This window comes from Bradyrhizobium sp. USDA 4474, assembly GCF_054057515.1.
The window spans coordinates 2207205-2229032 of sequence record NZ_JBSRZJ010000002.1; the positions used below are offsets into that span (position 1 = coordinate 2207205).

Here is a 21828-nt window from a genome sequence, read left to right on the forward strand (position 1 = left end):
AGCCGTCCAGCCTCCGGCGTTCGCTCAGATAAGGCCGACTTCCTGGAACTTCGCCGTGACGATGTCCTTGTCGAACGGTTTCATGATGTACTCGTTGGCACCCGCATGCAGCGCGCGCGCGATATGCGCGACGTCGTTTTCGGTGGTGCAGAACACCACCTTGGGCTGGTCGCCGCCGGGCATCCGACGCAGATGGCCGAGGAACTCATAGCCGTCCATGACCGGCATGTTCCAATCGAGCAGTACGGCATCGGGCAACCCGCGCTTGCAGGCCTCCAGCGCCTTCTCACCATCCTCGGCTTCGAGAATCTGGAAGTCGAGGCCTTCCAGGATCCGGCGCGCAACCTTGCGGATGACGCTGGAATCATCAACGACGAGACACGTTCGCATGTGAACCTCCTGTCCCCTTGGCGGGGGCATTTCCAATTGCTTGGCGGTCGGCGGCAACGCCGCCGTATCAGGCCGCCATCATCTCGGGCGCGAGCTCGAGCACGCGATCGACGTCGAGGACGACCATGAGCTGTCCGTCGAGCCGGTGAACGCCGCCGGCGAGCTTGGCCATGCGGGGGTCGAGGTTGACCGGGTTCTCTTCCTTGCCATCCTCGGGCAGGCGCAGCACCTCGCCGATCTGATCGATCAGGAGGCCATAGGATTCGCCGCGCAGGTCGACACCGACCGCCATCGGCGTCTTGCCGTCCTCGTCCCTGGGCAGGCCGAGACGGGCGCGCATGTCGATGACGGTGACGATGCGGCCGCGCAGGTTCAGAACGCCTGCGATCTCGTGCGAGGACAGGGGAACGCGGGTGACGCGCTCCGGCATGAACACGTCCTGGACGCGCGAGATCGGCAGGCCGAACAGCTGGCCGCCGATCATCGCGGTGACGTATTCGACCATGGCGCCTTCGCCGATCTGGGTCTTCTTGCTCATACCGTCTCCCCTGGTCCCTCGCCGCTCTCTGGTTTGAGCATGATCATTTCGGAAAACCGCATCACACTTGTCCGGATCATGCTGTTACGCCGCGGCCCGGCTCAGCTCGGAGGCACCGGCGGCGCCCGCGGTCTGCTCCTTCAGCGCCGCGATCAGACCGGGACGGTCGAACTTGGCGACATAGTCGTGGAAGCCGGCCTGACGGCCGCGCTCGATCGCCGCCGGCGACACCAGGGCGGACAGGCCGATGATCGGCATCGCACCCAGATTGCTGTCGGAGCGGATCGTTTCCGCGAACTCGAACCCGTTCATGTCGGGCATCTCGATGTCGGTCAGCACCACGTCGAAGCTCTGCGCACGCAGGGCGGCCAGGCCCTCCTGCGCGGTCGGCGCGGTGCGGACACGGTAGCCGGCGGCCTTGAGCACCGGCGCCAGCATGTTGCGGAAGAAGGCGCTGTCGTCGACCAGCAGCACCGACTGCGAATGCATCGACGGCTTCATCTCCTTGCGGGTGAACCAGTCGGCGAACGCCATGGGCAGGAAGTGGCCGACATCGATCACCTCGGTGGCCTGGCCCTTGATCACGGCCGAGCCGAGGATGCCGCTGGCCGAGCCGCCGACCTCGATGTTGAGGCGTTCCTCGACGATGTCGATGATCTCGTCGACGACGAGGCCCATGGAGCGGCCGTCATCGGCGAACACCAGGATCGGCTGGGCGCCCTGGCTCGCGATGGTGACGCCGTCCATGGAGACGAGCGGCATCAGCTGCTCGCGGTACTGCACCATGTAGCGGCCGTTGCTGAACTCGATCTTGTCGGCGGGGAGCTCTTCGAGGCGGGTGACGAGCCCGAGCGGGACCGCCTTGGGCTGGTTGGAGCCGGCGCGGAACACCAGCAGCGAAGTGGTCTGCTCGCCCGAGCCGATATGGTGCGCGCCATTGTCATCGCCCATGTCGTGGGCCGAGGAGCCGGCGGCGCCGAGCGCTTTGGCAATGCCGTTGGGGTCGATGATCATGATGACCGCGCCATCGCCCAGGATGGTGTTGCCCGAGAACATGTCGATGTGACGCAGCTTCGTCGACATCGGCTTGACCACGATTTCCTCGGTGTGGAACACGCCGTCGACGACGATGCCGAAGGTCTGGCTGCCGACCTGGGTGACCACGATGAAGCCGTTCTCGGGATCGGACGCCGCGCCGTCGTCGATCTTCAAGAGCTTCTTCAGGTGGATCAGCGGCAACAGCTTGTTGCGCAGCCGCAGCACCGCGGTGTCCTTGATGCGCTCGATGCGGTGCTCGCTGTTGGCGCGGGCGCGCACCAGCTCGACCACCGAGAGCTGCGGGATCGCAAAGCGGTCACCGGCGGCCTCCACGATCAGGGCCGAGACGATCGCCAGCGTCAGCGGGATCTTGATGGTGACGGACGAGCCCTCGCCGGCGACCGACTTGATGTCGATGGTGCCGCCGATCTGGTCGATGTTGGTGCGGACCACGTCCATGCCGACGCCGCGCCCCGATACCGAGGTGATGGCGGCCGCGGTGGAGAAGCCGGGCGCGAAGATGAACTTGTGGATCTGGGCTTCCGACATCTTCTCGAGCTCGGCCTCGGTGGCCAGACCGGAGGAGATCGCCTTGGCCTTGATCTTCTCGGTGTTGAGGCCGCGGCCGTTGTCGGCGATGCAGATGATGATGTGGCCGCCTTCGTGATAGGCGGAGAGGCGGATGGTGCCCTGCTCGCCCTTGCCGTTCGCGGTGCGCTCGGCGGGGGTCTCCAGGCCGTGATCGGCGGAGTTGCGCACCATGTGGGTGAGCGGGTCCTTGATCAGGTCGAGCACCTGACGGTCGAGCTCGGTGTCGGCGCCGTGCATCTCCAGCTCGATCTGCTTGCCGAGTTCGGATGAGAGATCGCGCACGATGCGGGGCAGCTTCTGCCAGGCATTGCCGATCGGCTGCATGCGCGTCTTCATGACGCCTTCCTGCAGCTCGGCGGTGACGTTGGAGAGGCGCTGCAACGGCACCTTGAACTCGGTGTCCTCGTTGCGCCTCGAGATCTCCAGCAGCTGGTTGCGGGTCAAGACCAGCTCGGAGACCATGGTCATCAGATGCTCCAGCGTATCCACGTTGACGCGGATCGACTGGTTGGCGATGCGCTCGCCTTCGGAAGCCACCTCGTCGGCCATCGACTTCTTCGGCGCGGCCTTCTCCCTGACCGGCTTTGCAATTTCCTTGCTGGTTTCCTTTTCCCTGGCAGCCGGGGCTGCAGCAGCGGGCTCGGCCTTCGCTTCAGCCCCGGCAACCGGCGCAGGCGCTTCGATCGCGGTCTCGCGGAAGGCGCGCTCGAGCTCGTCGAGCGAGACTTCGCCCGGACGCAAGGGGCGCTCCAGCGTCTGCTCGATCAGCGTGCCCGTGGTCATCTCCTTGGCCGGCGCAGCGCTTGGTGCTTCCGGCACCAGCGGCGGCGCGTCGGCAACGGCAACGGCAGCCGCGGCGCCCGCGGCCGGCATCGGCTGCGCCGAGCCTGACGCGATCGGCGAAGCCGACGCCGACATGGCGGCCATGCCCTGCTCGACCATCGCTTCCAGCTTGTCGATGAGATCGCGGTCGTTGCCTTCGGGCTCGGCTTCGGTGGCCTCGAGACCTGCGAGGATCTCCTTGATGCGGTCGATCGAGGACAGGATCAGCGTCACCGCCGCACCCGTCACCGGCATGCCGTCGCGGAATTTGCTCATCAGGGTCTCGCCGGCATGCGCCAGCGCTTCAAGCCGCGGCAGACCCAAGAAGCCGCACGTACCCTTGATGGTGTGGACCAGGCGGAAGATGTTATCCAGGATCTTGGCGTTGTTCGGCTCCTGCTCGAACTTCACCAGCTGATTGTCGACGGTGTCCAGGCTCTCGCTGGTCTCCGTCAGAAACTCCCGCAACAGATCATCCATGAAAACAGGCCTTCATACAGGGAGGGCGCGCACGAGGCGTGATGCGCCATTCAGAATGGGGCCAGCTTCACCGCAAAGCGTTTAATATTGGTTGAGTATGTGCAAAAGAACGGAACCAACAAGGAGATAAGGCGCTCCGGACAAGCCGAAGCGCCTTGTAAAGATTCGATTAAGGCTTGGAAGCGGTGCGCGCGTTTACGAAGCGGTAACGATGATGGCTTCGCCCTCCAGCCTGAGCGTCACGGTGAGTCCGCAGGCCTGCGCCAGCAGCCGCGTGTAATAAGGCTGGATCGCGTGCGCGTCCGCCGCCGGTCCGCGTTCACCACTCAGAAGCTCGGAGATGTTCTGCGGCAGGCGTGCGTTGTGTCCGGTTGCGGTGATGCGGAAGCTCATCGTCTCGCCTTCGCCGATCGGATCGACCGTCAGCATGCCACCGCGCGGGATCGTGTGCTGCGACACGACCAGCATATTGAGCAGCAGCTTGACGCGGTTCTTCGGCATCAACAGCCGCGGCAGATTCCATGTGATCGTGCACTTGCCGTCCTCGATGTGGCCGCGCGCCATGGTCTGGGCGTCGCCGAGGTCGATCTGCGCGCCGGAGGAGCCGGCGGCGCCGAAGGCAAGGCGGCAGAACTGCAGACGGGCGGAAGCCGTCTTGGCACTCTTGCGGATCAGCTCGAGCGCGAATTCCCGATCTTCGGGCTTGGGGTCGTCATCGAGCACCTCGAGCCCATTGACGATGGCGCCGACCGGGCTGATGAGATCATGACAGACCCGCGAGCACAGCAGCGCCGCGAGTTCGAGCATATCGGGAGTGGAAGCGGTACCTGAAGACGGAGCGTCAGACATAAAGGGTTCCTGGAATTGCACGGCGCGGACGCGGCGAATCACGCATGCTTGACGGATGTTGCGGGTTCTATCATTCGCCAGCCCGTGCCAGCTAGCTTGCGATAGGCTGGAAGCGGCCGTAAGGAGCACGGACGAATCACGTGACGGGAGGCGAGACTTGCCAATCAATGGGGCATGCCGGTGAGGATCATCGACGGCGAGGCTGCATCCCCGCTCATGGAGCCCCTGAGCGCACTTGTGGTCCAGGCCGGCGAGGCGATCCTGGCCGTCAACCGCGCGGCGATGCGGGTCGACGGCAAGCAGGACGGCTCGCCCGTGACCGAGGCCGACCTCGCCGCCGACCGCATCATTGCCGAGGGCCTGGCCAGGCTTGCGGGCGACGTGCCGACGTTGTCGGAAGAGCGGTGCCAGCTCGCCTCGCCGCCATTTCGCGGCAGCTTCTTCCTGATCGATCCGCTCGACGGGACCAAGGAGTTTGTCGCCGGCCGTGACGAATTCACCGTCAACCTGGCCCTCGTGACCCAGGGCGTGCCATTGCTCGGCATCGTCAGCGCGCCCGCGCTCGGACTGCTCTGGCGCGGCATCGTCGGCCGCGGTGCCGAGCGCGTGCCGTTCGACGGAACGACTATCGGCGCTGCCGAGCCGATCCAGACCCGCAAGCTGCCCCGGCATGGCGAGCCCTGGGTTGCGGCGGTGAGCCGCTCGCACGGCGACCCCACCAGCGAAGCGTTCATCGATAGCAGGCCCAACGCCGTCAGAAAGACCTGCGGCTCGGCCGTCAAGTTCGGCCGGATCGCGGAGGGCAGCGCCGACATCTACCCCCGCTTCGGGCCGACCTGCGAATGGGACGTCGGGGCGGGCTGTGCGGTCGTGACCGCGGCCGGCGGCAAGGTGACCGACGGCAAGGGGGGCGCGCTCCGGTTCGGCGAGCGCGGCGATACCGGCTTCATCATCCCGGCGTTCATCGCCTGGGGCGATGCCGGCGCGGACATGCGTTACTGACTGAGCTTGTCCTGGAGCGCCGGCCAGCGCTTGCCGACTTCATACAGGAAGCGCTCCGGATCCTTGGCGAAGGCATCGCGGTTGTCTTCGCGGCTGAACAGATAGAGCCGCTGCGCCGAAATCACGAAGAAGCGGGGATTGCCGGCAATGGTCACGCCCCGCGCGATATCGGCCGGATCATAGCCTCCGAACTGCGGCCCATAGATTTCGGGGTGGGCCAGGAATTCCGCCCGGTCGCCGTCGTTCCGGAAGCGCCAGACAGCGCCCCATAGGTTGGCCTCGAACTCCGCCGTTCCCAACTCGGCCGCGCCATCGACGAAATAGGCCACGGGATCGAAGCCTTCGATGGCAACGCCCGAGTAGCGATTGACGACAATCCGCTCGGTGGTGGCGGCGTGGGCCGGCGATCCGGCGCAGATCAGCCAAACGACCGCCAGCAGGCAGACCAGACGGCCGATCAAGGCGATTCCGGGGCGCAAAGGGCTATCTTCCTGCCGTTGTGCCGTCATAGTTGCTGCGGATAACATCCGAGTCGAGGGGACATCCGGCGCAACCTAGAGCCGTGCCTGTTGGCATCAGGTTAAGGGAAGCGGACCGGAATCGATACCAGGGGTTCTTTTATGACTTTCGCATCACGCCTTGCCGCAGTGGCGCTCGTCGCGCTGGCCGGCTGGATCGTGCCGGCCTCCGCCCAGACAGCCGCACCGCCGCCCGATCTGCCGCCGCCACAGCGGACCCCGTCGCCCAATACGTATGGGCCGGACGAACTCGTCACCGCCGGCCACCACTTCTTCGGCAACGTCTCCCGCGGGCTTGCCTCGATCATCGAGAAGGCGGTCAGCCAATGGGGCCTGCCCAACGGCTACATCCTCGGCGAGGAAGGCTCCGGCGCGTTCGTCGCCGGCCTGCGCTATGGCGAAGGCACGCTCTACACCAAGAACGCCGGCGATCTGCGCGTCTATTGGCAAGGTCCATCGCTCGGCTTCGATTGGGGCGGCGACGGCGCGCGCACCATGACGCTGGTCTATAATTTGCCCGCCACCAACGCGATCTACCAGCGCTTCGCCGGCATCGACGGCTCGGCCTACATCATCGGCGGCTTCGGCATGACGGCGCTCACCGCCAACAACATCGTGCTGGTGCCGATCCGCTCCGGCCTCGGCTTACGCCTCGGCGCCAATATCGGCTACCTGAAATACACGCCGCGCGCGACCTGGAACCCGTTCTAGGGTTCTCTCCTCCGATCCAGTTGAGGATTCACGTTAACAACAGGGCGGGGCTGGCTTTTTGCCGGCACGCCATGCATTGTCTTTGGTAAATTTTTCCTTAGCTCGCGGAGTTCTGCCCCATGGTCGAACCGATCATGTACCTGGCGATCGGTTTTCTGCTGTCGATGCTGTGCGGGCTGGCCATCGTGCCGCTGGTGCATAACCGCGCGGTCCGCCTGACCACGCGCCGGCTCGAGGCCGCAACGCCGCTGTCGATGGCGGAGATTCAGGCCGACAAGGACCAGCTCCGCGCCGAATTCGCCATGTCGGCGCGCCGGCTGGAGATGAGCGTCGACCAGCTCAAGAACAAGACCACGAGCCAGCTTGCCGAGCTCGGCAAGAAGAGCGACGCCATTAACCGCATGAAGATCGAGCTCGGCGAGAAGAACGCCACGATCTTCGCGCTCGAGGCCCGCGAGAAGGCGGTCAAGGAGCAGCTCCGCGCCACCGAAGAGGAATTCAACACCAAGACAGAAGCGCTGCGCGCCGCCGAGATCGCGCTGGCCGACAAGCAGGCCGAGCTCGCAAAAATCAATTCCGAACTGTCCGACCGCTCGATGATGGCGGAGAGCCGTCAGGTCGAGCTGGTCGCGGTGCGCGCCCAGATCGAGGAGCTGAAGAATCGCGTCGGCGATGCCGAGAAAGAGTTCACCGCGACGCAGGCCCGCCTGACGCAGGAGCGCACCGAATCCGAGACCGCTTCGCGCGAGCTCGGCGATGCCCGCGGCCGCGTCGAGAATCTGAGCCAACGCGTCACCGAGCTCGATCGCCAGCTGATCGTGCAGGTCAAGGAAGCCGAGATGCTCTCGGGGCGCGTCGCCGACCTCGAAGGTCGTCTTGCCACGCAAGGCAAGCTGCTCGCCGAGCGCGACTATGAGAACAACCAGCTCCGCCAGAGCAACGAAGGCTCCGAGCGCATCATCAAGGAGCTGCGCGTCGAGATCGCGGCCTTGAGCGGCGGCAAGTCGTCGGCCGCAATGGAGACGCTGCGCACCGAGAAGGCCGCGCTGGAAGAGCAGCTTCGCACCGCGCGCGACGAGCGCGCCAAGCTTCAGCGCGACATCAACGCGATCCAGCAGCAGGCCGAGAGCTCCTGGGCAACCGAGCGCATGGAGAACGCGTTGCTGCGCGAGCGTATCAACGACATCGCCGCCGAGGTGGCAAAGCTCGCGATGCAGCTCGAGGGCCCGAACTCGCCGATCGAGGCGATGCTGGCGGCCGAAGCCGGCCAGCCGCCGAAGCAGGGCCCGCGGCCGGCCAACGGCGTTGCCACCAATGGCGCCGCCGCAGCCGCCCTGCCCGAAGGCGGCGGAACGCTGGCCGAGCGCATCCGCGCCCTCCAAGCCCACGCCTCCCGCGCCCGCCAGCAGGGCGCGTAAGCGGGCCGAAATCAGGCCTCGCCGCGAATTCGATGGATTGAAGCAAGGTTTTCAGCGCCTCAACCCACCTGAAAACTTGACACCTCGGGCTCCCACTTCTAAATCGCGGGCTCTGATGCGCCGGCCGGCCGAACAGTCCGGCCGTCTGCATGATGGTCCCGGGCGCATAGCTCAGCGGGAGAGCGTTCCCTTCACACGGGAGAGGTCCAAGGTTCGATCCCTTGTGCGCCCACCATCAATGTTCCTGTAAGTCCAGCGTCCGCATCTGTTTGAGACTATATCGGTGCTGGGCGTTGAGCTCTTTTTTTGTGCTGAGTGGCTTCGTGCTCGCGCCACAGATTTGCACGGTGATCGGTCGAGGGCGGTCCACGCGCAACATTGCCATATTCTGGGTCAGGCGCTGGATGCGCACCGTGCCGGCCTACGTCATCGCCATGCTCGCGGTTTCAATCACGGCTCACGAGTGTGGTCAGGTGACTTTTTTCGATACCCGTTCTGTCGATTCCATCGCCTACGGGTTTTTGTTGCATCTAGCGATGCAGCGCGCCGATATCTTTCGTCACGACTTTCGCTGGCTTATTCGCGGGGGGCTTCCTACTTACGGAGGCGATCACGCCGTCCTGGTATTCGCTCCCCGCACATTTATTCCCGTTCTATCAAGCATTCGTCGGGGCAGCAGCGATATTGCTGGCGTTGCGGCTCGACACGATGGTTGCGAAGTCGCGCGCTTTGACCGCCCTCGGGCTGTTCTCGGGCCGCCTCTCATATTCCACCTGGTCTTGTTGAATGCGCTGGTGTCGGCATTTCCACATGCGTCGATTTTGATATCGCTGCCGGCGTACGTGCTCATCCTGATCGCGTTGGCGGCATTGATGTACCACGCGGTCGAAAAGCCCATCTTCGGCGCAGCAGCCGGACTTCGAACGGCCGCCGCAAATCGCGTTGGAAATTCATGGGCCGTCCCTGCCCCTCGGGGCCCCCACAGCGATGCGGAGCGAAACGCACCCAATCCCAAGCCCCTTCCGACGGGATAGGTTGGCTGGTGTGGCAACGGCTATGACATCGACGTACATGGTCTCCTCTTCACGCGGGAAAGGTCCAAGGTTTGATTCCTTGTGCGCCAACTATCCATCTTGCGGCCAATTGCGTGCCGTGGATCACTGATGTACCTGAGGTGAGCATCAGCCTGCCGCTCACGCGGCCATATTCCCGGAACTTGCATGGCAGCGGAAGCAACCAACAAACCGCACTTTCGCATCCGCCGCGCGGCGAAGGGGGGCCGCAGGGCCGCCGCGGCTGCGCCTGATATCGAGGAGAAGATTCTCGATGCGGCCGAGTTCGTGTTCGGGCATTTCGGCTTCCGCGGAGCAACGACCGCGCTGATCGCCAAGAAGGCGTCGGTGGCGAAGGCCCACATCTACTATTATTTCGAGGACAAGGAGGATCTGTATCGCGCGATCCTCGAACGCGCGATGAACAAATGGGCGAGAGACATGGAGTCCCTCGACGCCACGGCCGACATCGAGACCGTTCTCGTGCGGTACATCCACAAGAAGATCGATTTCTCCCGCGAACATCCGCACCTGTCGCGCATCTACGCGAACGAGATCATCAGCGGTGCACCTTTCATCGGCAGCTTCATCGAGAAGGTCTCGACGCCGAAGCTGCATGAGAAGACCAAGGCCATCGAGGCATTGGCCGCGCGCGGAGCCATTCGGCCGATCAGCGCGGCCGATCTGTTCTTCTGTATCTGGGCAATGACGCAGGCCTATGCTGATTTTTCCAGCCAGATGACCATCATGAAGCGCAAGCGTCAGCTGGAGCAGGCTGACTACGAAGCCGCCAAATCCACGATCGTACAGCTCGTGCTCGGCGGGCTTGGTTGTTCGACGTCCGATCCCAAGGCGGCGCCGAGCACCAGGGGCGGCTGATCGCCGCCACGTTCGGCGGCAATTGTCGGCGTCTCAAAGCATTTGCGCCTGACCGGGTATCGCGAAGCGGCGCCTTGCGGGTCGCCTGCCTATTAATTGAGCAATCGTCCGGGTGCCTGCGCCGGCGCACGTATGCGCCGACGCCAATCTCCTTTCGCCCTTTCACGGCCGCGCTTTCCACCCTTGACCGATCGTTATAGATTCTTGAACGATCGTTATGTACCTAAGCCAGCCTGAGATGTTGCTGACCCGCCGGGCCGGGAGCGAGACATTGCAGCTGTCGACGAGGACATGAAGAGTATGAGACGCCTACTCCCCTATCTCGCCGCCCCCGTCATCCTCGGAGCTCTGGCTTTCGCCGCGCATCTATTCTGGAGCAGCGACCATCGGCGCTCTACCCTGGACGCCGATCTACTCGGTTTCAGGCGCGTCCATGGCGTACGGCTGGTCATGAGCAAGATCTCCGCCGAACGAGGACCTGCCAACAGCGCGACGACCGAGACGGCAAGGGAGGAACCCTTGACTGCGGACGTCGCGAACCGACGGCGATGAGGCCGTGACCCCTATGCGATCTCGAGGAGCTCGAGCTCCTGCGCACCGGAACCGACGACGTCGCCGGCGGCCTTGCCCATCAGCGACTTTGCGACCGGCGAGACGAACGAGATCGAGCCGGCCTTCGGGTCTGCTTCATCCTCGCCGACGATGCGGTAGGTCTGCACACGGCCGTCGGCGCGACTGAACGTCACTGTGCTGCCAAAGGCGACGATCGCGGTCGAAGCCGGATTGGGAACCAGTTGCGCCGTGCGCAGCCGTTCGGCGAAGTAGCGCATGTCGCGCAATGGTACCGCGGATTGCCGGCGCTTCTCGTTGACGTCATCGACGGTTTGCGCGGCTTCATAGGCCTCGCGCGCTTGCTGGAGCTGTGCCTGCAAGGCTTGCAAGCCCGTCTCCGTCACGAGGTTTGGATGCGGCGAGATCGGCCGATCCGGCAACAGCGTCTCGGACGCGGTCTCCGCGCTTTCTTCCTTGGTAAAGGCAACGCTCAATTCGTAGATCCTGTCGAACGGTTCCGGAGTGACCGCCGCGCCATCACACCGCGAGCCTGCGGCGATGATCCCTGACTATATCTCAAGTTCGACGAAACGGCGCAGCTTGAAGACGAGGTCGGGCAGCGCCTGGCGGAACCGGGTCGCATTCTGGAAACTGGTCGAGAACGGCTCGAAGGTGATCATCGCATTCCAGTGCCTGTAACCGTAGACCGTGACCGAGACGCCGGACGCCGGAAAACTCTCGATCTTGCGCAACTCGCCGAGCACGAGATCGGCAATGGCCTCCGCCGGGAGGAGCCGCTTGCCATCCGGGGTCAGGGGTTGACTAGGAGGCGCGACCGGCTTCGCCGCAGCCAACGTTTCATCGGGAGCATCCTGAAGCTTCGGTGACTCGGCTTGCGGGAGCTCAGGCACCACAGCGACCGGGTCGGCGACCGGCGCGACTGGGAGGAACTCGGCGAGCGCCGGCGGGCTGGCCGCCTCTGCGCGCTTGTTACCGCCCAGGATGCTGCTGATCATGGCGACCAGGCCAGCATCCTTCGCATCGTCACTCATCTGAACGTTCCCCGGTGCCCTGGCCTAATGTAACACCGGCACAGGAGAGCGCCACAAGGGCTGCCGATCAGACCACGGCGTCACTCCTGCATGGCTCCAACCGTTTCCACCACCGCGCAACGCGGGTGGATCTCGCGCCGCGGCAGGATCCGTCACTGCTTCTCGAACGGAATATATCGCTGGTACTCCTTCGGCACCGAGCTGCGATAGCGCCCCGGAACGGTGCCGTTGTCGATCGAATGATCGATCTCCTGCTGCCGCGTCATCTTCTTCGCCGGCTTCTTCGCGGCGCTCTTCTTCGACCTGGCCGGTGGGGTCGAATCATCGGTGGTCGCAGCCGGCGGCGTGGTCGCAGCAGGCGCCGGGCCGGATGCGGCGGCCGGCAGCGTGGCACCGTTGGCCGGCGCGCCCTGCGCCAGCGCGAGCGGTGATTGCGTGATGAGCGCCAGTGCGGCGGCTGCAGCCAGCCAATATGATTTTTGCATCAGGACCTCCAAACTGTCTGATCCTCAATAGGCGCAGCGTAGTTGGATCGACGTGTGCACGTCCGCCAAGGATAGGCGGGAGGGCGGTTGCGCCGCTGCACCGAGCGGGTGACGAGAGATGATGCGAGGCCGTCCGCGCCATGCGGGCGGCCCTTGTCGCTCAAAGCCTGATGAGACCAAAGTGTTGGGCTATCCCTCACCCCGACGGAAAAGGTGCCTCAATAGCAGGGCGGATGGGGGTAGTAGCCACAGGCCCTGCGATAGCCATATGCTCCATAAGCGGCGGCTCCCGCCGCTGCCGCGCCATAGTAAGCTCGCCGATGCACCCGGCGATTGACGCCAGCTACGCTCATCGGTGTGAGCGGTCGCCCAACTCTCGCTTCGGCACGGTCAACGGATACCGATAGCACCGTCAACGGCGAGTAACGAGGCGACAACGGAACGACCGCAAGCACCGCAGCCGTCGCAATCAATCCAAGAAGCCTGGCATTTCCCGTCATGTTGCTCTCCCTATGAGGCGATGATCAAACACGACGTGACACGACACATTGCGTCTCACCGTTGATATGAATCAATGGGAACCCATAACAGGCCGAGGCAGTCTCCCGGCTCCACGCCCGGCGCTAACGCTCGTGAGTGCACGCCCTAATGGGCGGCCCCGAGGCCGCTCTCCCTTAGCCGCTCCGCGAACCAGAGCGAGACCGGTTGATCGAGGGTGCCGCTGACATAGACCTCCGACGTCGTCACGTTGTTCTTGTCCAGCACCAGCAGCACGCCGATCCAATAGGCGAACCAGACATGCGGGTCTGTCAGCGCCTTCAGCTTGTGCCGGTCGTGCTCCAGCGGCGTGTGATTGCTGGCCTTGCGGATCTCGACGGTGAGCAGATTGTTGGGAATCTCGCGCTGGTGCACGACGACGTCGGGATAGATCGACTTGCCGAGATGATCGTCGGTCGAGATGATGGTGCCGTGCGGCAAATGCAGCGTACGCTCGCCGAGCCGGTCGTAATTGCAATCGATCGACCAGCCCGAAAACTGCCGCTCGAGATAGACGGCGAAGCGGTGCGTGATCGCACGTTCGCCGATATCCTTCTCGAACAGGAAGACCTCGTGGGCATAGAAGTCCCGGAGCGCCGTGACCACCTTGTTCAGCTCGGTCTGCATTCTGGCTCCGGGCTTTTGGCACTCCGTGTCGCGCGCCCCTTACATCTGCACTTCGATCAGCCGCGGTCCCGGCTCGGCGACGGCCTCGGCCAGCGCCTTGTTGAACTCGTCGGCATTGGTGACGGCGCGGCCCGGCACGCCCATGCCCTTGGCGAGAGCGACGAAATCGAGCGTCGGGCGATCGAGCCTGAGCATGTCGTTGGCGCGCTGGCCGGGCTCGCCGGCGCCGACATTGTCGAACTCGCCGCGCAGGATCTGGTAGATGCGGTTGGCGAACACGATGGTGACGATGTTGAGATTCTCGCGCGCCTGCGTCCATAGCGACTGGATCGTGTACATCGCGCTGCCGTCGCCGACCATGGTGATGACCTTGCGGTCCGGGCAGGCGATCGCGGCGCCGATCGACAGTGGGGTGGAGAAGCCGATCGAGCCGCCCATGTTCTGGAGCCAGTCATGCGGCGCTGCCGCCGCCGTCGGCGGGAAGAAGCCGCGGCCGGTGGTGAGGGATTCATCGACCATGATCGCGTTCTCGGGGATCGCGCACGCGATCGCCTGCGCGATCGAGGCGAAGGTGAGCGCGCCGGTCGGCTTGACGAGTTCCTGCACCGCCTGCGGCTTGACGTCCCTGGCGCTGGCCTTGACGGCGCCCGCGAGCGCTTCCAGCGCCGCCACCGAATTCTCGCCCCAGGAGGTCATGCGATGGACATCGCAGCCCTCGGGCTTGAGCATGCTCGGCTTGTTCGGATAGGCGAAAAAGGCGACGGGATCGTCGGACTCGACCAGCACGATGTGACGGAACTTGGCCAGCATCGGCAGCGCGTTCTCGATCACGTAATGGATGCGGTCGATCGAGAAGCGGCCGCGGCCGCGCGCCATCCGGGGACGGAAGGTCGGGCCCATCACGGTGCAGCCGGTCTTGGCGGCGATGCGCTCGGCCAGCGCCAGGCCCTGCTCGCTCAGCGCGCTGCCCGTCATCAGCAGCAGCGTGCCCTCGCCGTCGCCGTGCAGGATCTTTGCGGCCTGCTCGACCGCCTGCGGGGAGTAGCTGGCGCGCTGCTGCTCCGCCGGAACCTCGGCGATGCCGTCGGCCTCGTTCCAGGCGGTGTCGGCAGGCAGGATGAGGGTCGCGATCTGCGGCGGGGCGCTCTTGGCGGCGGCGATCGCGGCGGCGCCGTCAGCGGCGACCGATCTGGAATTCGGCGAGGTGCGGACCCAGGACGACATCGGCCGGGCCAGGCCCTCGATGTCGGATGTCAGCGGCGCGTTGTAATCGATGTGGTAGACGGCGTGCTGGCCGACGATGTTGACGATACCGGAATTGGCTTTCTTGGCGTTGTGCAGGTTGGCGAGGCCGTTGGCGAGGCCCGGGCCGAGATGCAGCAGGGTCGAGGCAGGCGTGCCCTTCATGCGGAAATAGCCGTCGGCAGCGCCGGTGACCACGCCTTCGAACAGGCCGAGCACGCAGCGCATGCCCGGCACACGGTCGAGCGCCGCGACAAAATGCATCTCGGAGGTGCCCGGGTTGGTGAAGCAGACGTCCACCCCGCCCTTGACCATCGTCCGCACCAGGCTTTCCGCACCGTTCATTCTGTCTGCTCCCGCAACCGGCCATTTCCAGTGGTCTTGCGATCAATCATTGTTCGCTCGGCCCGTCAAAGCAAGTGCCGGCATCGCTACCCTGCCCCGCACCGCGATGCGCCCGCTTGGCCGTGCCCCTCGTTCCGCGGCGCATTAGATTCTTGTTTTGACGCGTTTTGTTAATGCGACCGGTATCCACTTCGCTTGAATACGCTCTAATGTTTTCCAACCAATTGGTGCGGTTAGGCAACGCCATCCATTAACGTTGGCCTGCCTCACGGGGCCGTGGCTTGCGGAATGCCCGCAAATATGGCCTGTGGCTTTCGTTGAAACTATTTTTTGCTGGGGGAAACAATGATCCGGTTTTTTGCCGCGCACCTTACCGCAATCGCGCTCCTGCTGGCCGGCGCCGCCGACGCATCCGCCGCGGGAATGTACGACTTCACCGGCACCAGCACCTCCAGCTATCTCGGTGGCGGCGTGAGCCCGATTCCCCGCGCCACCGTCATGTACAACGGCAACTATGCCCCCGGCACGATCGTGGTGAACACCGCCGAGCGCCGGCTCTACCTCGTGCTCGGGAACGGCCAGGCCCTGCGCTACGGCATCGGCGTGGGCCGCGACGGCTTCCGCTGGGGCGGGGTGCACAAGATCACCGCCAAGAAGGAATGGCCGGAGTGGACGCCGCCGGCGCAGATGATCGCCCGCCGGCCCGATTTGCCGCGCCACATGAAGGGCGGCATCGAGAACCCGCTCGGCGCCCGCGCGATGTATCTGGGCTCGACGCTCTACCGCATCCACGGCTCCAACGAGCCGGAGACGATCGGCCAGGCGGTGTCTTCCGGCTGCTTCCGCATGACCAATGACGACGTCACCGACCTCTACGGCCGCGTCGGGGTCGGCACCACCGTGGTGGTGCTGAACAACTGACCGGCGAAAACGGCAGGAACCTGCTTCGGGCGTGAAATTGCGGACTTGTGCGCTGCCGGCGAATACGGCAGCGTTGCATGACGATGCGCGCTTTCCACCCGCCCTCGGCTGCCCTTCGCGTCGCGCTGCTGGCGCTTGCGGCGCTCACATGCGTGGCTGACACCGCCCGCATGGCGAGCGCCGGTGAGCTGCCCGCGATCGTCTCGCGCCAGCGCGCCGAGAAGAAGAGCTTTACCGACGCGGAAATCGCCGACGGCTTTTTCAAGACTGCGTTCGGCGCCGAATACCACCTCGCCGGCCGCGTCGATCGCATCCGCAAGTTCGACGGACCGGTGCGCGTGTTCGCCGAGACCGACCGAGCCGACCGCAAGGCGCAGCTGGCAAAGGTGGTCGCCGATATCGGCAAGCGCGTGCAGCATCTCGACCTCGCCATGACCGACACCGCCGAGGCGGCCAATGTGCGGGTGAAGCTCGTGCGCGACCGCGACCTCTATCGCACCATCACGAGCTTCTACGGCGCCGAGAAGGCGCGCGAGATCCGAACCTCGCTCGATCCGCAATGCCTGTCCGGCTTCCGCAAGAACGACAATTTCGAGATCGAGCATTCCGACGTCATCCTCACCGTCGACGTCGGCGACTTCACCTTTCTCGACTGCGCCTACGAGGAGGTGCTGCAATCGCTCGGGCCCATCAACGACACCGCGAGCGTGCCGTGGACCATGTTCAACGACGATGTGTCGATGGGCTATTTCGACGTCTACGACCAGTACATCCTCAACCTGCTCTACGATCCCCGCATCAAGGCCGGCATGACCGTGCTCGAGGTCAGAGCGGTGCTGCCCGACGTGCTCGCAGACGTCAGAGCGTGGGTGAGGCGGGTGAATGATTTGAAGGAGTAAGGCGCCTCCGTCATTGCGAGAACGCGTAGGGTGGGGTCAGCGCCAGCGTAACCCACCTCTTCGGCTTCCGCGTCGACGGAGTTGGTGGGTTACGCCATGCGACTGCGCTTCGCGCATCCGCATGGCTAACCCACCCTACGATGACTGCACCAGATCAGCCACCGTGGTCGCCGCCTTCAGCCCCGTGCCGGTGAGGACTACTGCCGTGGTCTCGTTCGCCTTGATGGCGCCGGTGGCGGCGAGCTTGTCCAGCGCCGCGGCCGCACTGGCGCTGGTGGGCTCGGCGAACAGGCCCTGCCGCGCCAGACGACGCAGCGCAGCGACGATCTCGCCCTCGGTGAGCGCAACGGTAGCGCCGCCACTCTCGCGGAGCGCGCTGATGATTTCGCGCAGCCGCAGCGGTGACTTGATCGCGGTGCCCTCGGCGATGGTCTTGCTCACCTCGCGCGCGACAGGCGTATCGACGCCGGCCTTGAAACTCGCATCGATCGGGGAGCAGTTGAGCGGCTGTGCCGCGAACAGGCGCGGCAGTTTCGCGATCTGCCCTGCCTTCTTGAGCTCGCGGAAACCAAAGGCGCAGCCGAGCAGGCTGCTGCCCGCCCCGACGGGAACGATGATGTTGTCAGGCGCGCGAAAGCCGAGATCTTCCCAGATTTCATAGGCGAACGATTTTGTACCTTCGAGAAAGAACGGCTGCCAATTGTGGCTGGCATAGAAGGTCTGGCTCGACTGCCTGATGGCCTCAGCCTCCGACTCCTCGCGCGGGCCTTCGACGAGTTGCACCTCGGCGCCGTAAGCGCGCACCTGCGCGATCTTGGCCGGCGAGGTCGAGGCGGGCGCCAAAATCTTCACGCGCATGCCGCCGGCGGCGCCCAAGCCTGCCATCGACGAGCCGCCATTGCCGGAGGAATCCTCGAGGATGGCGTCGACACCGATTTGGCGCAGGAAGGACAGCATGACGACGGAGCCGCGGTCCTTGAAGCTGCCGGTCGGATTGAACCATTCGAGCTTGAAGAACGGCCGCAAATCGCCCCAGCCCTGCTGCACCAGCGGCGTGCAGCCCGCGCCGAGCGAGATTGGATCCTTGATCTCCACGGGCAAGGCGGCCCGGTAGCGCCAGAGCGAGCGCGTGCCGCTGTCGATATCTGCGCGCGAGATCCCCGCGCCCGGCGTCACCAGCAGCGGCGTGCGCTCATCCGAACACCAGCGCGGCTCATTGAGCGGATAGAGCTTTCCATTGCGGGGATCGATGTAGCTGGCGGCAGACATGGTGCACTCCTGAGGCAGAGTCGGTCCGGTCGATATGTCCGAATATGCCGGGTTTATCCAGCCGCCTGACGCCCTCTTCAAAAACTCGAGCGATTACATATATATAGCGAAGTTTCAGGCGCCTTCGTCGCTCCGGACGACGAGGAAGGCCCCGCAGGCGGCACACCACGATTAACTTGTCTGTCGTGCCTGGCCGCTACAATATGTTGGATTGCGTCGCCGGGCTCTGGTTCGGCGGCGCTGATAAGCCAGGCCCGTCCGAGCGGCGGGCCATTGGTTTTTTGGGAGTTTGGCCATGAGCCGCGCGAACCGTACCGACCATATCCGCCTCACCTCGCATCCCGAGCCGGGCCGCAAGGCAGCATTTCCGATTCACTGGGGCGCCGCTGATGCGCGCGCCCGCGGACCGATCATCGGCACGGTGTCCCGCGCCGGGGATCGCAACGTGATCGGCAGCCATGGCGGCTCCTATGCGATGTACCGCGCCCTCGCCGTCTCCGCCGGCGCGTTGGATCCGATTCGCAGGCCCGACCTCACCAACACCTTCCCGGCCGCGACCATCGGCCCGTTCGAGCAATGGCGCGATCCCGCAAAGATCGTCGCGCTCGATCCCTGGGGTCATCTGGTTGCCGAAAATTTCGGCAAGGACATCGCGGAGGGCGTCGACATCCGCCCGAGCATCGCGATCACGCGCGCACGGCTCGACCTGCCCGAAATCCGCGAGGCGCTGACGGCCAAGCGCCTGCGCGCCGACGGCGAGGTCGTGCACGCCAATGGCAGCGTCTCCGTGGTGAAGATTGCAATCGATCCGGTCTGGTATCTGCCGGGCCTTGCCGAGCGCTTCGGTACGAACGAGACCGAGCTGCGCCGCACGCTGTTCGAGCAGACCGCCGGCATGTTCCCCGAACTCGTGACCCGGCCGGACCTGAAAGTGTTTCTGCCGCCGATCGGCGGCACCACCGTCTACATGTTCGGCGATGTGACCAAGCTGCCTGATCATCGCACCAAGATCACCTGCCGGGTGCATGACGAATGCAACGGGTCCGACGTGTTCGGCTCCGACATCTGCACCTGCCGGCCCTATCTGATCCACGGCATCGAGGAATCCGCCCGTGGCGCGCAGGAAGGCGGGCTCGGCCTCGTGGTCTACAACCGCAAGGAAGGCCGCGCGCTCGGCGAGGTCACCAAATTCCTGGTCTACAATGCGCGCAAGCGCCAGGAGGACGGCGATGCGGCAGCCGCCTATTTCGAGCGCACCGAATGCGTCGCCGGCGTGCAGGATGCGCGCTTCCAGCAATTGATGCCTGACACCATCCACTGGCTCGGCCTCAAGCGCATCGACCGTTTCCTGTCGATGAGCGACATGAAGTACGACGCGCTGACTTCGCAGGGCATCGACATCGTCGAGCGCGTGCCGATTCCGCCGGAGCTGATCCCGGCCGACGCCTATGTCGAGATCGCCGCGAAGAAGGCTGCCGGTTATTACTCGACCGACATCGCGCCGGAGAAGGACGTCGACGGCGTGGTCGGGCGTTCGCTGGAAAAATACTGATCCGGCGATGGCGGACGTTTTGGAACGAGAGGCACGCGCCCTGCTCACCGCAAAGGCGGTTCGCGCGCGCGCCGGACGAATGCTCGACATCGGCCTCCAGGGCGGGCTCACGCATTTCACCATCGATCTCGATCGCATGGACGGCGTTGCTGACGCCGTGCTTGATGTCACGCGAAGGGCTTATCCGACGCTCGACATTCCCTTCCACGCGCGGTGGCGACATTTTGTGTTCGACGGCGTCGACCGTTGGGCGCAATTGGCCGACACGGCATCATGGCCCGATCGCGCGGCACGGGCGCGCGCGGAGTTCGACCTCGCCATCGTCAGCGTGCTGCTCGATGCCGGCGCGGGTGCGACCTGGCGATATCGCGATGCGGTGACGGGACAGGGCATTGGTCGCTCCGAGGGACTGGCGCTCGCGAGCCTCGACATGTTTGCCGGCGGCCTCTTTTCCGCCGATGCGCGCGCGCCGTTCCGGGTCGATGCGGAGGTGCTCGCCAAGCTGCCGCTCCCGGCGCTGACGTCGGCCTTCCAGGCGAGCGAGGCCAATCCGCTGCTGGGCCTCGAAGGACGCACGGATCTGCTGCAACGTCTGGGCAGACTGGTGGCTGCGCGCGCCGACGTCTTCGGCATGCAGGACATGCCGCGACCGGGCGGCCTGTTCGACCACATCGCCGCGCAGGCTATTGACCGCGCCATCCCCGCCCCCGCGATACTTTCGGCGGTGCTGAACCAGCTCGGACCGATCTGGCCGTCACGGCTTGAGCTCGCGGGCGTTCCACTGGGCGATTGCTGGCGTCATCCGGCGATCAGGGCCGACGATGCGACCGCCGGCCTCGTGCCGCTGCACAAGCTGTCGCAATGGTTGAGCTATTCGCTGATCGAGCCGCTCCAGCGCGCCGGATTTGACGTCACCGATATCGACGGGCTCACCGGACTGGCCGAATATCGCAATGGCGGCCTGTTTGTCGATCACGAGGTGCTGCGTCTGCGCGATGCCGCCGACGCGGAGCGTGCGCATGCGGTCGACTCCCTGCTCGTCGTCGAGTGGCGCGCGCTGACTGTCGCGCTGCTGGACCGCGTTGCCGAACGTGTTCGCGCCAAGCTCGGCCGAACGCCGCAATCGCTGCCGCTCGCCAGCATCCTGGAAGGCGGCACCTGGGCCGCCGGCCGCGTCATCGCGTTTGCGCGCCGCCCCGACGGGTCACCGCCACTCAAGGTGATCAGCGACGGCACGGTTTTCTGAGTCCTCTCCCCTTGCGGGAGAGGGTGCCTCGCGAAAGCGAGGCGGGTGAGGGGTATGTCTCCGCGGGCATATCTCTCAGTGAAGTTCGCGGAGAGAACCCCTCATCCGGCGCGCTCTGCGCGCCACCTTCTCCCACAGGGGGAGAAGGGAAGAAGCAAGAGCACTATCATGGAAGGCGTCACGATCGTCGATCATCCGCTGGTGCAGCACAAGCTCACGCTGGTGCGGGACAAGTCAATCTCGACAAAGTCGTTCCGCGAACTGATCAAGGAGATCGGCATGCTCTTGTGCTACGAGGTGACGCGCGATTTGCCGCTCACCGATACCGTGATCGATACGCCGCTGGCGACGATGCACTCAGCCAAGATCGCCGGCAAGAAGCTGGTGTTCGTGCCGATGCTGCGCGCCGGCACCACCTTCGTCGATGGCATGATGGACCTGGTGCCGACCGCCCGCGTAGCCCATATCGGCCTCTACCGCGAGCCCCAGAGTTTTGCCGCGGTCGAGTACTTCTTCAAATCGCCGTCGGATCTCAGCGAGCGCCTGGCGATCGTGGTGACGCCGGTCGTCGCGACCGCCAACACGGCCGTGGCCGCAGTCGACCGGCTGAAGGAGCGCGGCGCCAAGGACATCCGCCTCGCCTGCCTGATCGCCGCGCCGGAAGGACTGGAGCGCCTGCGCGGCCTGCATCCGGACGTGCACATCTGGACCGCTGCGGTGGATGAAGGTCTCGACGAGAACGGCTTTATCCTGCCCGGTCTCGGCGACGCCGGCGACCGCGCTTACGGGACAAGATAGTTTAGAGCGGGATGT

At 64.9% G+C, this 21828-nt stretch carries 21 protein-coding genes and 1 tRNA gene; 11 read left to right on the forward strand and 11 right to left on the reverse strand.

The window, feature by feature from the left end:
- Positions 1-24 precede the first annotated feature (24 nt).
- The 4 genes from ACVW16_RS12180 to chpT form a co-directional block, all read right to left on the reverse strand.
- Positions 25-390, reverse strand: coding sequence for a response regulator (locus ACVW16_RS12180; protein ID WP_007600538.1), 366 nt, complete (start codon positions 388-390; stop codon positions 25-27).
- A gap of 67 nt (positions 391-457) precedes the next feature.
- Positions 458-928: a chemotaxis protein CheW gene (locus ACVW16_RS12185; protein WP_456699457.1), complete on the reverse strand. Its 471-nt coding sequence runs from the start codon at positions 926-928 to the stop codon at positions 458-460.
- Positions 929-1012: 84 nt separating this feature from the next.
- Positions 1013-3859, reverse strand: coding sequence for a hybrid sensor histidine kinase/response regulator (locus tag ACVW16_RS12190; RefSeq protein ID WP_456737385.1), 2847 nt, complete (start codon positions 3857-3859; stop codon positions 1013-1015).
- A gap of 195 nt (positions 3860-4054) precedes the next feature.
- The gene (gene chpT / locus ACVW16_RS12195; RefSeq protein WP_456699459.1) at positions 4055-4708 is read right to left on the reverse strand and encodes a histidine phosphotransferase ChpT; all 654 of its coding nucleotides are present in this window, start codon (positions 4706-4708) and stop codon (positions 4055-4057) included.
- Between the two features lie 174 nt (positions 4709-4882).
- Here chpT and ACVW16_RS12200 point away from each other — a divergent pair, with 174 nt between their 5' ends.
- Positions 4883-5710, forward strand: coding sequence for a 3'(2'),5'-bisphosphate nucleotidase CysQ family protein (locus ACVW16_RS12200; protein ID WP_456699460.1), 828 nt, complete (start codon positions 4883-4885; stop codon positions 5708-5710).
- On the opposite strand, the gene ACVW16_RS12205 is transcribed toward ACVW16_RS12200, so the two are convergent.
- Positions 5704-6189 carry a YHS domain-containing (seleno)protein gene (locus ACVW16_RS12205; RefSeq protein WP_456699461.1) on the reverse strand — a complete coding sequence of 162 codons (486 nt, stop codon included), beginning with the start codon at positions 6187-6189 and terminating at the stop codon, positions 5704-5706. The genes ACVW16_RS12200 and ACVW16_RS12205 overlap by 7 nt on opposite strands.
- Positions 6190-6330: 141 nt before the next feature.
- On the opposite strand from ACVW16_RS12205, the gene ACVW16_RS12210 reads away from it, so the two are divergent.
- The 5 genes from ACVW16_RS12210 (at position 6331) to ACVW16_RS12230 (ending at position 10288) form a co-directional block, all read left to right on the forward strand.
- Complete coding sequence (locus ACVW16_RS12210; protein ID WP_092231860.1) at positions 6331-6939, forward strand: DUF1134 domain-containing protein; 609 nt, start codon at positions 6331-6333, stop codon at positions 6937-6939.
- A gap of 119 nt (positions 6940-7058) precedes the next feature.
- Positions 7059-8357 (forward strand): hypothetical protein, encoded by a 1299-nt coding sequence (locus ACVW16_RS12215; protein WP_456699462.1) that lies wholly within the window; start codon positions 7059-7061, stop codon positions 8355-8357.
- A gap of 160 nt (positions 8358-8517) precedes the next feature.
- A tRNA-Val gene (locus ACVW16_RS12220) sits at positions 8518-8592 on the forward strand.
- A gap of 58 nt (positions 8593-8650) precedes the next feature.
- Positions 8651-9391, forward strand: a complete 741-nt coding sequence (locus ACVW16_RS12225; protein WP_456737384.1) for a hypothetical protein — start codon at positions 8651-8653, stop codon at positions 9389-9391.
- Positions 9392-9577: 186 nt separating this feature from the next.
- Positions 9578-10288, forward strand: a complete 711-nt coding sequence (locus ACVW16_RS12230; protein WP_456737383.1) for a TetR family transcriptional regulator C-terminal domain-containing protein — start codon at positions 9578-9580, stop codon at positions 10286-10288.
- A 563-nt stretch (positions 10289-10851) separates the two neighbouring features.
- On the opposite strand, the gene greA is transcribed toward ACVW16_RS12230, so the two are convergent.
- The 5 genes from greA to ACVW16_RS12255 form a co-directional block, all read right to left on the reverse strand.
- On the reverse strand, positions 10852-11334 hold the full coding sequence (gene greA / locus ACVW16_RS12235) for a transcription elongation factor GreA (protein WP_456699465.1): 483 nt from the start codon (positions 11332-11334) through the stop codon (positions 10852-10854).
- Between the two features lie 75 nt (positions 11335-11409).
- Entirely contained in the window at positions 11410-11892 is a 483-nt protein-coding gene (locus ACVW16_RS12240; RefSeq protein WP_456699466.1) for a hypothetical protein, read from the reverse strand.
- A 152-nt stretch (positions 11893-12044) separates the two neighbouring features.
- On the reverse strand, positions 12045-12377 hold the full coding sequence (locus tag ACVW16_RS12245; RefSeq protein WP_456699467.1) for a hypothetical protein: 333 nt from the start codon (positions 12375-12377) through the stop codon (positions 12045-12047).
- 645 nt (positions 12378-13022) lie between these two features.
- Positions 13023-13541, reverse strand: coding sequence for a hypothetical protein (locus ACVW16_RS12250; RefSeq protein ID WP_456699468.1), 519 nt, complete (start codon positions 13539-13541; stop codon positions 13023-13025).
- A gap of 39 nt (positions 13542-13580) precedes the next feature.
- Entirely contained in the window at positions 13581-15128 is a 1548-nt protein-coding gene (locus ACVW16_RS12255) for an acetolactate synthase large subunit (RefSeq protein WP_456699469.1), read from the reverse strand.
- 345 nt (positions 15129-15473) lie between these two features.
- Here ACVW16_RS12255 and ACVW16_RS12260 point away from each other — a divergent pair, with 345 nt between their 5' ends.
- Positions 15474-16049 (forward strand): L,D-transpeptidase, encoded by a 576-nt coding sequence (locus tag ACVW16_RS12260; RefSeq protein ID WP_456699470.1) that lies wholly within the window; start codon positions 15474-15476, stop codon positions 16047-16049.
- Positions 16050-16132: 83 nt separating this feature from the next.
- Entirely contained in the window at positions 16133-16948 is an 816-nt protein-coding gene (locus ACVW16_RS12265; RefSeq protein ID WP_456705077.1) for a DUF2927 domain-containing protein, read from the forward strand.
- Positions 16949-17083: 135 nt separating this feature from the next.
- Here the strand turns inward: ACVW16_RS12265 and ACVW16_RS12270 are convergent, their stop codons facing one another.
- On the reverse strand, positions 17084-18217 hold the full coding sequence (locus ACVW16_RS12270; protein WP_456737381.1) for a threonine synthase: 1134 nt from the start codon (positions 18215-18217) through the stop codon (positions 17084-17086).
- Between the two features lie 295 nt (positions 18218-18512).
- On the opposite strand from ACVW16_RS12270, the gene ACVW16_RS12275 reads away from it, so the two are divergent.
- From ACVW16_RS12275 to upp, 3 genes are all read left to right on the forward strand, one after another.
- Complete coding sequence (locus ACVW16_RS12275) at positions 18513-19769, forward strand: GTP cyclohydrolase II (protein ID WP_456737380.1); 1257 nt, start codon at positions 18513-18515, stop codon at positions 19767-19769.
- 7 nt (positions 19770-19776) lie between these two features.
- Positions 19777-21015 (forward strand): URC4/urg3 family protein, encoded by a 1239-nt coding sequence (locus ACVW16_RS12280; RefSeq protein ID WP_456699473.1) that lies wholly within the window; start codon positions 19777-19779, stop codon positions 21013-21015.
- 168 nt (positions 21016-21183) lie between these two features.
- On the forward strand, positions 21184-21813 hold the full coding sequence (gene upp / locus ACVW16_RS12285; RefSeq protein WP_027533710.1) for a uracil phosphoribosyltransferase: 630 nt from the start codon (positions 21184-21186) through the stop codon (positions 21811-21813).
- Positions 21814-21828 lie beyond the last annotated feature (15 nt).